Below are 16027 nucleotides of genomic sequence, written 5' to 3'. Positions count from 1 at the left end.
TAAGACTGTTAGATAAGCATCTTAAAACAATAAATACCTACCGAATAGAATAGAGTTTAGAGTATGCTAAATCCTTGTTCCTTATCATCATCTCCGATACCACGGGATTCGAATGCACTACTCTTTTTAACAAAGTCTATAGCGTCTATAAAATCCTTCATCCTAACAGACCTCCTATTAGCTCTCAATGCATTATAGCCAGCCTCTGTACACGCCGCCTTAATATCAGCTCCAGTGAATCCTTCTGTTATCTCAGCAAGTTTCCTATAATCAACATCTTTAGACAATTTCATCTTCCTTGTGTGTATCCTAAATATTTCTATTCTACCATCCAGGTTAGGAGAGGGGATCTCTATTACTCTATCAAACCTTCCAGGCCTCAGTAAAGCTGGATCTAGAATGTCTATCCTATTAGTTGCTGCTATTATTCTAACATCATAAAGCTCGTTAAAACCATCCATTTCAGCTAGTAGCTGCATTAGCGTCCTCTGTACCTCTCGCTCACCACTGGTCCCTATATCGAGCCTTTTCGCTCCAATAGCATCCAACTCGTCAATGAATATTATCGCAGGTACCTTTTTACGAGCTAACCGGAATACCTCTCGAACTATTCTTGCTCCTTCTCCAATGAACTTCTGAACAAACTCTGATGCTACTACCCGGATAAACGTTGCATTGGATTCTCGAGCTACTGCTTTAGCTAGAAGTGTTTTACCTGTCCCGGGAGGTCCATACAGTAGTATTCCTTTAGGTGGTTCAATTCCCAGTTCCTTAAATAACTCTGGTTTAGTCAAGGGCAATTCTACCACTTCTTTAATCAAACGGATCTCCCGGGACAAACCTCCAATATCCTTATATGATACCAAGGGACGCTCTATTACTTCCATAGCTTGAGCTACAGGGTCTTCACGTTCATTTAATATTTCAACAACCGTTGATCCACGCTGATTTAATGCAACTCTAAGACCAGGCTTGAGGCTCTTCCTGTCAATTTTGCTGTCAATCTTAACTACCAAATTAGGGCCTGTAGTACTTTTCACGACTGCTCTCTCTCCTTCGTCAAGAACTTCTAGTACTATAGCTTCTATGAGAGGAGGTGACACCAGTTTTTCCACTTCTTTTTTATAGTATTGGAGTTCAGCTGATAAATTAGCATTTTGTCTCATCAATATTTCCAGTTGAGATCTGAGACTAGCATTCTCTGCTTCTAGTTCCTTCATCTGCCTAATTATAGTACTTTCAGTTATCGTTACTTCATCATCATTAGTCATTGACAAGCACTGCTCACCAATGGATTCTTTATCCTTCGAGCTTTATTAAAGGGTCGACCTGTTAATGATTAAGTATAACTGCTGTATCAATAGGGTGTTAATAACTTAATACCACCGGATAAACTTCATCCATTAACGGAGGAGGGCCCATGGTTAAAAGCTTTCAAACCTGTGAGCTCTGTGGTAGGCCTATCTACGGTAAAGCATACAAAGTAGTGGTGGAAGGCGTGGAACTCACAGTCTGTGCTTCCTGTTATCTCAAGCTTTTGAAGGATAAGGGCCTAGTTAAAAAAGCCAAGAGGAATGGTCAAAATAAAGGAGAACCGGCTAGGCCTAGGAAGAGTATAAGCGTGCTTAATAAGAGGAGGCTTGTTGAAAATTATGATGTAGTAGAAGATTATGCTAGAATAATAAGAGATGCTAGAGAGCAGGCAGGGTTAACTAGAGCTGAATTAGCAAGAAGAGTACAGGAAAGAGAGGTTACTTTGGGTAAAATAGAAACTGGCAGGTTGATGCCAACAATAGATCTTGCCCGTAGACTTGAAAGAGTATTAAAGATAAGGTTACTTGAGCCTGTTGTGGATAACGAGGAAGAGCAAGAGATTACGGGGAAAACACCCGGCAAATCCGTTCTAACACTGGGAGATATTGCTGTATTAAAGAAAGATGAAGAAAGATGAAGAAAGCCCTTCTACTAATTACTAGGGAAGAGAAGAAAAATATAGAAGAAACCTTATGTTTACTTGAAACAGCTGGATATGAGCCTACTATTATAATCCCGGTTAGATCAGACCGTTATTTATCAAGGATTAAACTAAATGAGATCGAGTACAATATAGAGGAAAACGCAGCTGACATAATAATATTCTTCGGTAACCCTAAGCCTTCTATTGTTTCTAGAATTATGAAAACTACAGGAAAGGAAGTAATGGACAGAACACTCCTCATCCTAGAAATATTCGATCAACATGCTGGTTCAAAGGAAGCTCGGCTTCAAATAGAGCTGGCTAGGCTAAAGCACATAACCCCTCTAGTTAGAGAAATGGTAAGACGTAAAAGAATGGGAGAAATGCCAGGGTTCATGGGACCGGGAATGTACGGTGTCGAACGATACTACAGGCATATAAAAAGTAGAACATCCCGTCTTCGAAGAGAACTAGAATATATAAAGAAAAGGAGGGGGAATATGAGGAAAACCCGCAGTGGGATTCCTCACACATCTATAGTTGGCTATGCGAGCGCCGGGAAAACTAGTCTTTTCAATAAAATAACAGGAGAATCCAAACCAGTAGGAGAAGAATATTTCACAACACTGCAACCCAAGCACAAAGCAATTCTCTACAGGAGAGAGAAAATAGTCTTTATAGACACAGTAGGTTTCATAAGAGATATCCCCCCTGAAATTATAGAGGCCTTTCATGCGACACTAGAAGAAACAGTGTTTTCTGATCTCATAATTTTCGTTTTAGATGTCTCGGAGAACTATGAAATAGTCATGCAGAAGCTAGATGCAGGCCTCTCGATTCTTTCTAGGATAGAAGCAGATGTTAATCCTATAGTACTGGCTTTGAATAAGATAGATAAGGCTCGTGAAAATGTTGTGAGTAGGATAGAGGAAGAAGTAGCTAGCAACCTATATAGCGATATATATAACATAAGAGGTATAGTTAGAGTATCTGCTGTAACAGGTTATAACATACCGCGTCTGATCGAAGTTGTACACAATCTCATATCCTCATCCGAGAATCCTTCAGAGGATGAAGCTCTTGTCACTGAGCTATAGGGTTTGTATTCTTAAACTTGATCATCGACCTGAACGTGACAAAAGAGTAACAACTCATGCTGCATTAGTAGCTAGAGCATTCGGGGCGGATGGCTTCTATTTATCAGGTATTTGTGATAGAAATATTCGATTAAACTTATTTGACATAGCAAGACGGTGGGGTGGAGAAATAGAATTCTCTTGCATTAATAACCCAGTTAAATTCAGTAAGAAATGGAGGGAAGAAGGTGGAGAACTTATTCATCTTACTATGTATGGCTTACAGGTTGATGATGTCATAGATAGCATTAGAGCAAGTCTGAAAGATAAGTTGGTAATCATAGGAGGATCGAAAGTAGATCCCGTCTATTATGAGTTAGCTGATTATAATGTTGCAATAGGAAACCAGCCTCATTCTGAAATAGCGGCCCTTGCTGTTTTTCTCGACAGGCTATTTAAGGGTAGAGAGCTATATCTAGAATTTAGTGGAGGGACAACGAGAATAATACCCTCACCGAGGGGCAAACGTGTTGGATGGAAAAAGTAGCAAGAACAAAGTTGATGAAAAGGAAATACTGAAGGAATTAGATGTTCTCATAAAATTATTGTTCTACAAGGAGAAAGTTTATAAACGATCGCCCATCCTAGCCAATATAACGCCTGAAGAAGCTTCTCTTATATTTAGAATATTATACGAGAAAGCTGAAACCAAAGGCTTGAGCGATGAAGAGTTAGAGCAAATTACTGGAATGAGAGAAACCCAAATAAGGAGAATACTACTCTTACTATTGGAAAACAAACTTGTTACCTATCAGCGTGGTAGAACAAAAACAGGAGAAACAAGGTTCTTCTGGAGGATCAATAAAAGCACACTAAACCTCATATTACTAAGCCGCAAAAAGAATGTTCTAGGAAAACTAAAAACTCGATATCAGTTCGAGGAAGAAAATGAAATCTACGTGTGCCCTAAATGTGGTGCACGATATACTTTTCCAGAAGCATTTGAGTATGAGTTTGTATGTCCTAGATGTGGTGGAGAACTTGAACTGGATGAGGACAGAGAGATCAACCTAAAGATATTGAAAAGAATAATTGAGAACCTTCAGAGGGAAATTAAGCGGGATGAAACTCAACTATAGACTTATTGACCTGTTTTCGGGAGCAGGAGGTTTCTCCCGAGGATTCGAAGAAGCTGGGTTCAAGAGTGTATTAGCAGTAGAAAATCACCCAGCTGCTTCTAAAACATACAAGGAAAATTTCCCTCATTCCATAGTTCTATCAGAAGATATTAAGAAAATAACCTTCGATACTATTTTAGAATACGTTGGATGCCGTGACAATACAGATGTAATAATAGCTAGCCCACCTTGTGAACCGTTTACTGGAGCAAATCCTAAAAGGCAGAAGCACCCTATTGATAGACTGTATCGTGACCCTTCCGGCCAGTTATTCCTTCACGCTATACGAATAATAGGTGAGGTACAGCCCAAAATCTTCTTCATAGAAAATGTTAAAGGTATCCTAGTAAATGAAATTAAAGACTCCATAAGGAGAGAACTCGTCAGATACGGCTACAAGAACGTGTATTTTAACATTATCAAAGCAGAGGATTACGGTGTTCCGAGCAGAAGAACACGCGTCTTCATATCTAATATAAGAATAGAACTAGGAAAAAACCCTCATATAACGGTTGAAGAAGCTCTGCAAGGACTACCCCCTCCAAGCTCTCCATACCCGCCTAACCACGAATACACTACCCTATCACCAAGCAAATTGAAGAAACTCAAATATCTTAAATGGGGTAAAGGCTTAATCAAATATACAGGTGCTGGAGGAAGAAAGCTTCCTAATTTAATTAGGCTGAATCCCAAGCACATAGCACCTACAGTTCTAGGATCCTCGCAATTTATACATCCATATGAGAACAGACTTTTAACTGTCCGAGAGCAAGCCAGGCTAATGGGTTTCCCAGATTATCATATATTTCTTGGAAGCAAAGACGTTCAATACAATCAGATCGGAGAAGCAGTGCCTCCTCCTCTATCATTTAGAATAGCATTAAAAACCATTAATTTCCTAGAGGAGCAAATTCCAAACCCTTTAAACTCTCCTTATCAGAGATGATCATTCGGATCGGTGGTAGTGGTGTTACCTAAAAACGTGATGCTTGTACTGAACAATACATCGAGTCCGAGCCGCGTTATGGACTTCATTAAAATAGGTTCAACTATGGGGGTAAAAGAGATTGTTTACACTAAGATTTACGGGGCGGCTGCTCAGACGGGTATACCTGACGCGTTTAAATACGCTTACAAAAACGGTTTATCCCTATTAGTCATGCCTACCCTCGAGGATTTTGTTGAGACTGTTAAACCAAGTTTAACCATACTGTTTACAGGAACTGGACAAGAGCTCGGTGAGATTCTAGGAAAACATAACACCTCTGAATCATCGACAGCTCTCGTTTTCGACGGCTCAGATGCAGGTTTTGATCCCTTGGAGAAAAAACTGGGAGTTCAAACATACCTAAAAGATGTTCCCGGAAAACTTCCCGTAGTAGCGGAAGTGTCCCTTTCCCTGTATATACTTGGCAAAAACGGTGAAAATTACATTGAAGACTGACACCATACGTGATATACTGCAGGAAGCCAAAGATTATTCAAGCATAGCACTAGACCTATCCTTCTACAGTCTAATATGGAATGATAAACGTGCAGCGCTAGAAGTTTCTAACATAGAGAAAATAATAGATAAAATGTGGAGAAAGCTCCTCTATAAAACAATGCTTGCAGCTAGATCTCCCTCACAAGCAAAGTACATGGTCTCCCTAGCCAATCTCGGAGTAGCATTCGATAGAATAAGTAATGCTGCAGGAGATATTGCAGGAGTAGTTCTTCAAGGATTAAGTATTAGCCAAGCAGTTAAAAACTCCCTTTTACGTGGAGAAGAAACTGTAGCACTTATAAAAGCAATGAAAATGGTGAGAGAAGAAATCTCCATATCAGATATAGAGGAGAATGTTTCACGTATCGATGCTTTAATTGTGAGAAGGGACAATGACTACAATATTGCCCCTGATCCCTCATTTGTAATTAAAAAAGGTGATATACTCATAGTTAGAGGTACCCTTGATGAGATAGAAGATCTAGCAAGATTCCTAGGTGATAATGGAACATTAAGGTTAGTTACCAGTATAGAAAAGACCGTGGAAGAGGATCCTCTAGCAGAACAAGCCTTAGAGACTTACAATCTAGCCTCTCTCATGATGGATCTTGCATTCCATTCTATATTCAACATGGACAAGACTGCAGCAGTAGAAATTGTTAACATGGAAGAGGATATTGACCAGATGTATGTTGACCTGCTCTCTACATCATACAAGGAATACAGAAACAAGCCCGAATACGGGCCAGCCATAGCTATTCTAGCTAAAAGCCTTGAGAGTTTGGGGGATGCAGCCAAACTGCTGGCGTTAACAGTCCTAGAAGGCGCTGTTCACTTTATAGTCGAGGAGGCTGGGGAGGAAAGTAGAGAAACGGTTATTAGAGTGAGATATGAAGGAGGAGAGAAACCTCTCGAGGAGCTATCATTATCTGATATGGGCGGACTAGTCCTAGCAGTTAATAGATCAAGGAAATGGATACCTCTACCCCCAGACACGTTTCTTCTCAAAGAGGGAGATGAATTACTAGTAAAGTTCTATATATTAACAGATGAAACTGAAGATAAAATATATAGCGAACTCGAATCTAAGTCACTTAAACTAATAGAGGACTAGGGGTGACTAGGATAAACCCCTCATTATGCGCTAAATGCAAGGGGTATAAACGGCTTTGCGGCCTCCCATACTGCCCGCTTCTAGAGAGATATAAATGGCAGGTTCATGGAGTTCAGTTAATTAAAGACAACGATGTGGAGGCACCTACCCCGCCATCAGTGCTAGTAGGAGAACACGGTTACCCATATGTAAGACTTTACTATACAACTACTCCGGGATCCACTAATCCATCCATCCACGATGACCCCCTAACATGGGCTAATAAAGAGTACTCACTGCGAAGAATAATCGCTTTACGATCTCAAACCATATCAGGCATTATTAGGATAGAAGCAATACATCCTTGGGAATTGTATAACAAAGAGCTCTCCCTAGCAGCTGTCTCTATTAAACCTGTATCCTCGGAGGTCATATTAGAGAGAAAACCCAAGCCTTCCCTTGTATTTAACGGAACAACTAAACCCATGGGTCCAGCATCTCCGGCAAGAAAGGTTACTATTGAAGAAAACCCCTGTATTCCAAAGCCTATCGAGAAGATTCTTACAGACGACATAAAATCCAGTAAAGCAGTTTGGTATCTATATAGGCATGGCATCAATATTTACAATATTATCAAGGCATTCACTCTAGGAATGACCGGTACATTGAGGAATAGGAAAATAGTTCCTACTAGATGGGGAATAACTGCCGTAGACTCTATCATAGCCGATAGAATGATACGTGAAATAAGATCATATTCCATTATCAATGAAGCCCAGCTATACTATAGATATTACATTGGAAACTCCTATACGATTATTTTCCTACCAGAATTATATGAAGCGGAATGGATAGAAATATGGTACCCCTCAACGCCATGGGTTCCAAGCTATGATAAGCCAGCCATAGTTAAGGTCCAAGAAGATCATAGAGGTAAATTTGATAAAATTGATGGAGGCTATCTGGCTGCTAGATTATCAGTAGTAGAGAAACTATACAGTCTTCATCGCCAAGCTGCTGTTTTGATTATAAGAGAAGTATTCCCCTCATACTATGCTCCTGTTGGTAACTGGCAAATCCGTGAGACTGTGAGAAAAGCGCTTGTTCACCCTCCAGTTAACAAACCAAGAACTATACAAGAACTTATAGAAGCCTTAAACAAATATGTTAGATATGATGTTAAGAAACTAGTTAAGGAAAGCTATCTTATCAGAAAGGCATGCCTACAATCCAGACTAGATAAATGGTTACCCTGAAGATTAACTGGGGAGTTAACGAAGACAATAAAAGACAAAGTAATACCGAGAAGATCCTCATATTCTTGTCTCAAATCCAATATACTTCAAGGGGTAGATGTGAACGACTACAGGAATTTGCTTGAATACATTGCAGAAGAGGTAGCTAAGTCAACAAAGACCCGGGGAGGTCCTAGGAGCAAAATTATAGAAGCTGCACTAGTCCTCCTACTATCCAAACCCATGAGAGCTGCTGAGATCGCTCAGGTTGTTGGGGTTGAAACAAAATACGTATCAAGCTACCTATCGTACTGGAGAACTAGAGGATACCTAGAATATAGTAACGGTTTGTGGTATCTGACTCCAAAGGGGGAAGACTATGCTAAAAGCATTGTGGAAAGAACCCTTGCAACTAGATTCAGTGAGTATGTAGCTATAGCCAAACAGCTTCTAGGAGAAAATAAACATCAGACAAAAAACCACAAGAAAAAACCTTTAAGATCCCAGGAAACAAGTGAATTGTTGTCATTCATTGTTAATCAAACCAAACAATCAGACAATAAACCACAAAAAATTCGGGTACAATTAGGAAACATTGACCCTCAATGCGTATTTAACATACTAAAACAGAGGTTAAATGAAGAAGAACTAGAAGTGCTTCAAATATTAGTAGACAACTTAGCCAATTGGGGATCATCATATATGTATCTAGATCAAATCCAGGAAAAGCTTCATGCAGAACTACCGTTTATCCTCAAGGTTACAAGGGATTTGCAAACAAAGCAGATCGTTTATATATATAATGATCGTAGGCTAGGCATCCGAGTAGGATTTACCCGTAGAGTAAAGGCATACATAGAGGATATGTGCAGAAAAGAGAATTCTACTATAGCATAATCCACTACATCTACCTCAGTAGATATTATCGTAACTATCAATATAATCTGATATATGCCTTTATATGAGTATTACGACAGGTTTTTGTATAATGATCAAATTTCATCTTACAATAATACTTGATGTATTACACTTTTTATAATTATTTCATCTTACAATAATTAGAGCTCTTTGGAAGTAGTAGGTTATACTTTTAAACTAATAGTTTGTTAACTCCCCGGTTAACATTTTTGAGTTAACATAAAGACAAGAAGAATGAAAATATTCCGTCTAGGCACTTAGAGAGGCTATCCCTCGGGAAAAACACAAAAACTCCTTGATCATTATATAGTCCTAGATTAGATGATTCCTCAATACATTTTCTGATACTATTAAGATAACGTATGTCTACACCAGGGGCGTACAGTTTCTTTGGAGTGTAACCTCCTATAAGGGATATATTACATCCTGATCTAACTAGATAGTCTCTTACAACATAGACTTCTACCATTTCTTTTGGAGGAGGTATACTTGGTATAAGTGTTAGGAGATCATTCTCACTAGTTGGATTACAGGTAGCCCTGTATATTCTTATTTGGGACACTAGCTTCGTGGCAATTCGCATTCCTTTCTCTGTTACCATGGACCCTGAGTGTTTGCTAGTTTCGATCAAACCTTCCTCTTTTAACCGTTTGATCAGTGTTTTAACAGATGCTTCGCCGATATCTAGATTTTTCTCTAGGAAAAGCCTGCTTTTAGGAGACTGCGAGACCCATGTTATGGCTAGGAAGACGTGTGCCTTATTAAAGCCTGGGTAAATGTTTCTCCGAGGTTCAGCTATCTTGGCTAGGTTTCGGATTAGTTGACAGACCTCTTCTAGGCTGGACATCCCAAGCCCCTTCATTTGGTTGTATATCATGGTCCATTAATAGTATGGCCATATCTTGCGGTTTGATATCCGTTGATTTCAGGGTTGCTCTTTTTAGGTTACTCCATTTTTTCCGTCCAGCATGCACTCCGAAGTCCTCATATAACCATTCAACCACGTCATCTATGGGGATATTCTCTTCCACTTGTTGGAATAAAGCTTCCTTGACAGATCTATCAGCCATTTTTCTAGCATATGACAATATCTTCCACCGTGGAGGAATTGCTTGGTAGAGTGTTAATAAATGCAAGCAGGTCCACATACAAATGCGGGTGTAGACTATGTCATTATATGACTTGGAAGGCAAAGACTTCCTATGTTTGAGGGATTTCCAGGGAGAAGAGATCTTTCAGTTAATACAGCTGGGATTAGACCTTAAGAGAAGATCTTATATGGGCGAGAGGAAGCTTAGGGTGCTTGAAGGTAGAAGTATAGGTCTCTTGTTCCAGAAGCCTAGTACTAGGACTAGGATAAGCTTCGACATTGCTGCTTATCAATTAGGTGCCCATCCACTCTATCTAGGCTGGAATGAACTTCAGTTAGGACGGGGAGAGACGATAGCTGATACTGCCAGGGTATTGTCAAGGTATCTAGATGGTATTGTAGCAAGAGTGAATTCCCATAAAGACCTTGAAGAACTGGCAGCCTATTCTGATTCACCCGTAATTAATGCTTTGAGTGATCTCTCGCATCCGGCTCAGATAATGGCTGATCTAATGACTATATACGAGAAACTTGGGAGACTGAAGGGCGTTAAGATCACGTTTGTAGGTGATGGAACTGATAATGTATTAAATAGTCTTATGATAGCAGCATCTAAGCTTGGCATGGTATTAATGATAGCATCTCCGAAGGAGCTTTATCCAAATAGGGAACTCCTAGGATATTCTCTCTCTACTGCTGAAGAGACTGGCGGATTCATTGATGTTATTGAGGATCCTGTTGAGGCGGTGAGAGGAGCTGATGTGGTCTATACTGATGTTTGGGTTAGTATGGGACAAGAGGAAAAGGCTGAAGAGAAAGAGGCTATCTTGAGAAACTATCAGGTTAATGCTTCTCTAATGAGGCATGCTTCTAGAGCTTTATTCATGCATTGTCTTCCAGCCCATAGAGGTGAAGAGGTTACTGACGACGTAATTGATGGGCCAATGAGTATTGTATGGGATCAGGCTGAGAATAGGCTTCACGCACAAAAGGCTATACTTTCGGTTTTCATTAAGTAGCTGGAAGTAGCCTTATATATCAGCCATTGTTTCTGGTGCAGGTAACGGGAATCCTGCCGGGCCAAGTACACTTTTCCCCTTTATTACGTCAAAGATGGCATTAATCAGTTCATCAACCCCAGGTATTCTGCCTTCTACTAAGATTTCACCATTTACAGCTACTTTTGGAAGCCTGTTATACTCAATTGTTGGGACCTCTATGACATCTAGTTTTATATCCAACTCGTATTCTTTGCTAATTGTGATGATTAGATCCTTAACTAACCTCCATGTAATAGTGCTGTTTGAGTCTAAGCCTTTATATACGGTTATTTCGATCAAGTAGTTGTGCACCCATAGAAATGTTTAGTGTTTTTATGTCATTGTAATAAGGATGGCTTGGTATTACGGTAATAATACTCCTTTTCTGAGGATTTTAAGAGTGTTATCTTCTATCATAACTACTGTCGAAGCAGGGCCGAATCTTGGACCCGCATCTATATATAGTTCTATGGTATCTCTAAAGATTTCATATATCTTCCTTACTGTAGAAGGAGTAGGACTACCGGAAACATTTGCTGATGTACCTATAATATAGCCGCCGGCAAGCCTGGCGAGTTCTCTTGCAATACAACTATCAGGTAGACGGACTCCGATATAACCCCAATCTTTTAAGGGATCAGGCGCATTTTCAGATGCTTTTGCAACTATAGTCAATGGGCCGGGCCAGTATTTTACTGCTAAATCCCAAAGGAGATCGCTAGGTTCAACTAGTTTGAGGGCTATATGTGTTTCGCTTATCAATATGGGAGGTTTCGTATTTCCAGGACGTAGCTTAACTGTAAATACATTCCTTAGCCCTGTGCTAGTGATTCTCGTTCCAAGACCGTACAGAGTATCTGTAGGGTATACTAAGAGCCCATCTTTGGCTAGTATTTGATTAGCAAGTTTCTTGACAGCGGCTGGTAAGCAAGTGTCTTCTGATATTGATACTATTTGTGCCATGACACTCATCCTTCTAATTAAAAAACAGGGTATACCTCACTTAACTTTAAACATGGTTTTATAGATATTGAAATAATAGGGTGTGCGGTTTGGAGAAGGTTGAAACTAGGCTTCAAGCAACTAAAAGGGATTTACAAGACATTATAAGAGAATTGAAGAAATGGAAAGAACCAGCAACAGTATTATTAAGTCTTTACATCCCTCCCGGGAGACCGTTAAGTGATGTAATGAACATGCTTAGACAAGAGTTGTCGATAACTGATAATATTAAGCTTAAGAGAACACGTGATGCGGTTCAACGAGCATTGTCTGCTGCCATGGATCGTTTGTCGAAGATACCTAAGGTACCACCTAACGGGCTGGCGCTCTTTTGCGGAGAAAACATGGAGACAGGTGATTTTATCTGTTACGTGTTCTCTCCACCGGGCAAGGTTCCAGTATACTTCTATAGGACAGATAAAGAATTCCACTTAGAGTTTCTAGAGGATATGCTAGAGGAGAAAGATGTTATAGGTATCATTATAGTTGAAAGAGATGAAGCAACTCTAGGTATACTTCAAGGGTCTAGTTTGGAGGTTATAGAGGAGGTCTCTGACTATATTCCAGGGAAACATAAGATGGGAGGCCAAAGTCAGAGGAGATATGATAGGATTATCGAACAAATGGTCTCTGAGTTCTTTAAACGGGTAGCTGAGAGGGCTAACAAGTATTTCCTCCCATATCTTGACCAGGGAAGACTTAAGGGATTGATTATTGCTGGGCCAGGATATGCTAAGGCAGACTTTTTGGAGACTGGTAATCTTGACTATCGTTTAAGGAAGCTGATATCAAAGCAATTGATTGATGTTGCATATCAGGGCATTCAAGGGTTAAAGGAGACTGTTTTGAAAGCGGAAGGTGTTATAGAGACGCAGAGATATAGAGACGCGATCAACGCTCTAGAGGAATTTAAACTCCATCTAGCTAAAGATACTGGTATGGCTGTTTATGGAGAAAAAGAAGTTATAGTGGCATTGAATAATGGCATGCTTAAATATCTATTAATTCACGAAGAGAGGGAGGATATTGATTCACTGGTTGAGAAGGCTAATAGCATGAGTACTAAGCCTGTGATTATACCTAAGAGCATTCCTGAGGCAGAATGGTTAAAGATGACATTTAATGGTTTGGCTGGAGTTTTACGGTTTAAGACTAAGTAATGATTAGTCTTCCATTGTTATCTCTCTTATCCTCTGGACTCCCCCAATCTCCTCTATATATTCAGGTATTCCAGGCGGTACTAGTTTTTTCCATAGTAAGTTACCTTTTGCTATCAATTCCCGTATATATGTCCCCCGATACTCTTGTCTATTGAAAAGCGGGGGATACTCTACCTTATAGCCAGCGTCTTTGAATATTCTTGTTATTATAGGGTTCCTTGTTATTATAGCGTCTATTTTAGGCACATAGCTGAGTACATAGTAGGTACACCCTATGTTCGTCTCAAGTGTGGGAACAGCTGATGTAACGATTCTTTCTAATCCTATGTCAGTGGTTTCTGCAGCTATACGTATCATTTCAAGTCTTTCTCCAGCTGTAAACGGGTTTCTCGGAGTATAATTCTCGGAAGCCATTCCGATAAGGAGGACAACTTCATTGTATCCCAGTTTTAAAGCCCATTTAATCAGTTCTAGATGGCCGTTGTGTAATGGTTGGAATCTCCCGAAAATCATCGCTCTTCGTTTCAATGGAATTTGCACCACACATGAACTCTCTACATGAAGTATATAGGATTAGCATGGTTGATTATTAATTATATAGGGATACCTGGTGAGAATAGGATTTCTAATTAACCCTATATCAGGAACAGGGGGACTTGTTGGATTAAGAGGTACTGACGGGTTTTTCATGGAAGCAGTTAAAAGAGGGGGAGTTCCCATTTCCTATAGAAAAGCCCTCTCTTTTCTGAGGAGTTTCACTTTACTGGAATGCGGAGGATCCAGGTATATAGAGATAATAACGCCTCCTAGATATATGGGTTATAGTATTGCTCAATATGCTCTTGGCAAATGTGATAATATTATTTTACGGAGGATCTCATCTATAAGGTTAAATTCTTTCCCTTCGACAAGAAATCATACTATCCGTGCTGTTAGAGAGATGCTTAAGAGAGGTGTAGATTTACTAGCCTTTGTAGGAGGTGATGGAACTGCTAGGGATATTCTCAAAGCGGTGGGAGAAAAAAGCATTCCGGTACTAGGGATACCTGCCGGAGTTAAGGTTTACAGCGCAGTCTTTGCATATACACCTAGAGATGCTGCAGAGGTTCTAAGCGAGTTCGTGAAGAGCTCTAGCACTGTTAAGATGGACTTAAGGGAAGTAGTCGACTGGGTCTCCTTGGAAAATACAAGGTTTAAGGTCTTCGGCTATCTTCCTGTAGTATATTCTGACGGGTTAATACAGCCATCAAAAACTCTGAGCTGTTATAGTGGTTTAGAAGGGGCGGTAGAATATATCGTTGAGATAATGGGAATGAAACCCGACGCATTATTCCTTACAGGTCCTGGTAGGACAGTGAAGTATATTCACGAGTATCTTCATTTACCTTATACTCTGCTTGGAGTAGACGCTATCTATAGTGGTGGAATAGTTGGACTGAATTTAAGTTACCAGCAACTATTAAGAATGGTAAGTTCCTATGAAGATTACTCGATAATAATTACACCTATAGGAGGCCAAGGTGTCTTATTCGGTAGAGGGAATCATCAATTTGGAAGGAAGATCTTAGAAAAACTTGACCCGGGGAACTTATTTATTATCGCGAGTGAATGTAAGATGCAGAATATTAAAAAAATGAGAGTCGACACAGGATATCCAGAGATTGATGATAAATTCAAGGGTTATAGAAGGGTTATAGTTGGTTATATGGAGGAGAGGGTGATATCTGTTGAATGAAACATACTATGAAGTAGACTATTCCAAGAGCTCGAAGAGGAGTATAATAAATAAAATATACAGTGAGCCAGGGTCTTGGTTCCTGGGAATATTCTCTATAGCTTTTGCATTCCTAGGAATCAATATGTTCAGAATGGGGACTTATCTAAATCTTTACAATGATGGTCTTTTAATGGGTCTTATAGTAGGGATGGTTATTCACGAGTCTGCTCATAAATACGCAGGAAGAAGAAATGGGTGTCTATCAATGTATGTGACTACTGCGTGGGGTGTTTTAGTGACAATTGCATCAGGTTTTTCTCCAATCAAACTATTGATACCTGGATTTACTAGTTTAATATGTTTCAGCAGGGTCAGTAGTGAAGGGGAATTCGAGATATCCAGCTGGGGCCCACTAACTAATATTGTTCTAGCAATAGTCGCGATAGCGATTTATTACGCAGGAATTCACTCGGTTTTCCTACAGGGATTTCTAGTTATTAATGTGTGGCTTGCAGTGTTTAATTTACTTCCTATCCCTCCTCTTGACGGATGGAAGATGGTGAAAATAAGCCCTCTAAAGTGGGGAGTAATATTCACGGTTAGCATATTATTATTCTTCACTCCACTTTAGAGATTTTAAACAAATATTATTGAACTACTCAATATTTCCGGTTTTTAGGGGTTATTCGAGGTTTAACTTCTAGGGGTTCATATTTTATAATATCGTCACTGTTTTTGAGGTTCTCTTCTATTGGATCATTCGAAGGGATAAGTTTCCTCAGTTTGGCATATTCGATCAGTATATATGGCGGTAGAGACTTTGTAGAGGGGACTTCCATGGAATCGAACCTTTCCCGGTACCATTTAATGAAGTCTTCAATTAATCCTGCGGAGGCTATGATGTCGACTAGTTCCGAAGTATTAAAATCCTTGGCCAACATGGCCACCTCGTTCTAGGTGATTTATTACAGAAATAGTGGGTTGACCACCTTCTGTATATTTATACCGTTGGTAGTTTAAAAGGGTTAGTGATACGTTTAATCAATTATTTAGTCCTTTTGGCCTATATGATTAT

At 39.7% G+C, this 16027-nt stretch carries 20 protein-coding genes; 13 read left to right on the top strand and 7 right to left on the bottom strand.

All coding sequences use genetic code 11. The features are described 5' to 3' along the window. Window positions 1–56 precede the first annotated feature (56 nt). Window positions 57–1271: a proteasome-activating nucleotidase gene (locus tag F7B60_07630; GenBank protein MCE4615379.1), complete on the bottom strand. Its 1215-nt coding sequence runs from the start codon at window positions 1269–1271 to the stop codon at window positions 57–59. Window positions 1272–1420: 149 nt separating this feature from the next. On the opposite strand from F7B60_07630, the gene F7B60_07625 reads away from it, so the two are divergent. The 9 genes from F7B60_07625 (at window position 1421) to F7B60_07585 (ending at window position 8922) form a co-directional block, all read left to right on the top strand. Continuing rightward, window positions 1421–1951, top strand: a complete 531-nt coding sequence (locus F7B60_07625; GenBank protein MCE4615378.1) for a multiprotein bridging factor aMBF1 — start codon at window positions 1421–1423, stop codon at window positions 1949–1951. Beyond that, a complete protein-coding gene (gene hflX, locus F7B60_07620) occupies window positions 1948–3054 on the top strand; it encodes a GTPase HflX (protein MCE4615377.1) in 1107 nt (368 codons plus the stop codon). Before F7B60_07625 ends, hflX begins: the two co-directional genes overlap by 4 nt. Continuing rightward, window positions 3038–3580 (top strand): tRNA (cytidine(56)-2'-O)-methyltransferase, encoded by a 543-nt coding sequence (locus F7B60_07615; protein ID MCE4615376.1) that lies wholly within the window; start codon window positions 3038–3040, stop codon window positions 3578–3580. Before hflX ends, F7B60_07615 begins: the two co-directional genes overlap by 17 nt. After that, entirely contained in the window at window positions 3564–4172 is a 609-nt protein-coding gene (locus F7B60_07610; protein ID MCE4615375.1) for a transcription factor, read from the top strand. Before F7B60_07615 ends, F7B60_07610 begins: the two co-directional genes overlap by 17 nt. Continuing rightward, entirely contained in the window at window positions 4156–5157 is a 1002-nt protein-coding gene (locus F7B60_07605) for a DNA cytosine methyltransferase (GenBank protein ID MCE4615374.1), read from the top strand. Before F7B60_07610 ends, F7B60_07605 begins: the two co-directional genes overlap by 17 nt. A gap of 21 nt (window positions 5158–5178) precedes the next feature. Next, the gene (locus F7B60_07600) at window positions 5179–5655 is read left to right on the top strand and encodes a RecB-family nuclease (GenBank protein ID MCE4615373.1); all 477 of its coding nucleotides are present in this window, start codon (window positions 5179–5181) and stop codon (window positions 5653–5655) included. Then, entirely contained in the window at window positions 5645–6811 is a 1167-nt protein-coding gene (locus F7B60_07595) for a hypothetical protein (GenBank protein MCE4615372.1), read from the top strand. Before F7B60_07600 ends, F7B60_07595 begins: the two co-directional genes overlap by 11 nt. A 2-nt stretch (window positions 6812–6813) precedes the next feature. Beyond that, window positions 6814–8046 carry an Nre family DNA repair protein gene (locus tag F7B60_07590; GenBank protein ID MCE4615371.1) on the top strand — a complete coding sequence of 411 codons (1233 nt, stop codon included), beginning with the start codon at window positions 6814–6816 and terminating at the stop codon, window positions 8044–8046. Between the two features lie 99 nt (window positions 8047–8145). After that, the gene (locus F7B60_07585; protein ID MCE4615370.1) at window positions 8146–8922 is read left to right on the top strand and encodes a replication initiator protein WhiP; all 777 of its coding nucleotides are present in this window, start codon (window positions 8146–8148) and stop codon (window positions 8920–8922) included. A 235-nt stretch (window positions 8923–9157) separates the two neighbouring features. On the opposite strand, the gene F7B60_07580 is transcribed toward F7B60_07585, so the two are convergent. Both F7B60_07580 and F7B60_07575 read right to left on the bottom strand, forming a co-directional pair. Then, window positions 9158–9790, bottom strand: coding sequence for a hypothetical protein (locus F7B60_07580; protein MCE4615369.1), 633 nt, complete (start codon window positions 9788–9790; stop codon window positions 9158–9160). Beyond that, on the bottom strand, window positions 9735–10031 hold the full coding sequence (locus F7B60_07575) for a hypothetical protein (GenBank protein MCE4615368.1): 297 nt from the start codon (window positions 10029–10031) through the stop codon (window positions 9735–9737). The genes F7B60_07580 and F7B60_07575 overlap by 56 nt, the downstream gene beginning before the upstream one ends. A 79-nt stretch (window positions 10032–10110) precedes the next feature. Between F7B60_07575 and argF the strand changes: the two genes are divergently transcribed. Further along, complete coding sequence (gene argF / locus F7B60_07570; protein MCE4615367.1) at window positions 10111–11052, top strand: ornithine carbamoyltransferase; 942 nt, start codon at window positions 10111–10113, stop codon at window positions 11050–11052. Window positions 11053–11064: 12 nt separating this feature from the next. Here argF and F7B60_07565 read toward each other — a convergent pair whose 3' ends face one another. Further along, a complete protein-coding gene (locus tag F7B60_07565) occupies window positions 11065–11373 on the bottom strand; it encodes a hypothetical protein (protein ID MCE4615366.1) in 309 nt (102 codons plus the stop codon). A gap of 63 nt (window positions 11374–11436) precedes the next feature. Beyond that, a complete protein-coding gene (locus F7B60_07560; GenBank protein MCE4615365.1) occupies window positions 11437–12036 on the bottom strand; it encodes an L-threonylcarbamoyladenylate synthase in 600 nt (199 codons plus the stop codon). Between the two features lie 89 nt (window positions 12037–12125). Here F7B60_07560 and prf1 point away from each other — a divergent pair, with 89 nt between their 5' ends. Further along, window positions 12126–13235 carry a peptide chain release factor aRF-1 gene (gene prf1, locus F7B60_07555; protein MCE4615364.1) on the top strand — a complete coding sequence of 370 codons (1110 nt, stop codon included), beginning with the start codon at window positions 12126–12128 and terminating at the stop codon, window positions 13233–13235. A 3-nt stretch (window positions 13236–13238) separates the two neighbouring features. On the opposite strand, the gene F7B60_07550 is transcribed toward prf1, so the two are convergent. Next, window positions 13239–13763, bottom strand: coding sequence for a nicotinamide-nucleotide adenylyltransferase (locus tag F7B60_07550; GenBank protein MCE4615363.1), 525 nt, complete (start codon window positions 13761–13763; stop codon window positions 13239–13241). An 82-nt stretch (window positions 13764–13845) separates the two neighbouring features. Between F7B60_07550 and F7B60_07545 the strand changes: the two genes are divergently transcribed. Both F7B60_07545 and F7B60_07540 read left to right on the top strand, forming a co-directional pair. Then, window positions 13846–14970 (top strand): ATP-NAD kinase family protein, encoded by a 1125-nt coding sequence (locus F7B60_07545; protein ID MCE4615362.1) that lies wholly within the window; start codon window positions 13846–13848, stop codon window positions 14968–14970. Then, complete coding sequence (locus F7B60_07540; GenBank protein MCE4615361.1) at window positions 14963–15583, top strand: hypothetical protein; 621 nt, start codon at window positions 14963–14965, stop codon at window positions 15581–15583. The genes F7B60_07545 and F7B60_07540 overlap by 8 nt, the downstream gene beginning before the upstream one ends. 28 nt (window positions 15584–15611) lie before the next feature. Here F7B60_07540 and F7B60_07535 read toward each other — a convergent pair whose 3' ends face one another. Then, window positions 15612–15890, bottom strand: coding sequence for a hypothetical protein (locus tag F7B60_07535; protein MCE4615360.1), 279 nt, complete (start codon window positions 15888–15890; stop codon window positions 15612–15614). Window positions 15891–16027 lie beyond the last annotated feature (137 nt).

This window comes from Candidatus Tiamatella incendiivivens (assembly GCA_015522635.1).
GTDB classification, from domain to species: domain Archaea; phylum Thermoproteota; class Thermoprotei_A; order Sulfolobales; family Acidilobaceae; genus Tiamatella; species Tiamatella incendiivivens.
The sequence above is the reverse complement of the archived record's forward strand: the minus strand, read 5'-3'. Positions and strand labels throughout refer to the sequence as shown.

Excerpts from the sequence above, each read along its gene's own strand:
- hflX (MCE4615377.1), top strand. The coding sequence starts at position 1,948 with ATGAAGAAAGCCCTTCTACTAATTACTAGGGAAGAGAAGAAAAATATA.
- argF (MCE4615367.1), top strand. The coding sequence starts at position 10,111 with ATGTCATTATATGACTTGGAAGGCAAAGACTTCCTATGTTTGAGGGAT.
- F7B60_07580 (MCE4615369.1), bottom strand. The coding sequence starts at position 9,790 with ATGTCCAGCCTAGAAGAGGTCTGTCAACTAATCCGAAACCTAGCCAAG.
- F7B60_07630 (MCE4615379.1), bottom strand. The coding sequence starts at position 1,271 with ATGACTAATGATGATGAAGTAACGATAACTGAAAGTACTATAATTAGG.
- F7B60_07560 (MCE4615365.1), bottom strand. The coding sequence starts at position 12,036 with ATGGCACAAATAGTATCAATATCAGAAGACACTTGCTTACCAGCCGCT.
- F7B60_07625 (MCE4615378.1), top strand. The coding sequence starts at position 1,421 with ATGGTTAAAAGCTTTCAAACCTGTGAGCTCTGTGGTAGGCCTATCTAC.
- F7B60_07605 (MCE4615374.1), top strand. The coding sequence starts at position 4,156 with ATGAAACTCAACTATAGACTTATTGACCTGTTTTCGGGAGCAGGAGGT.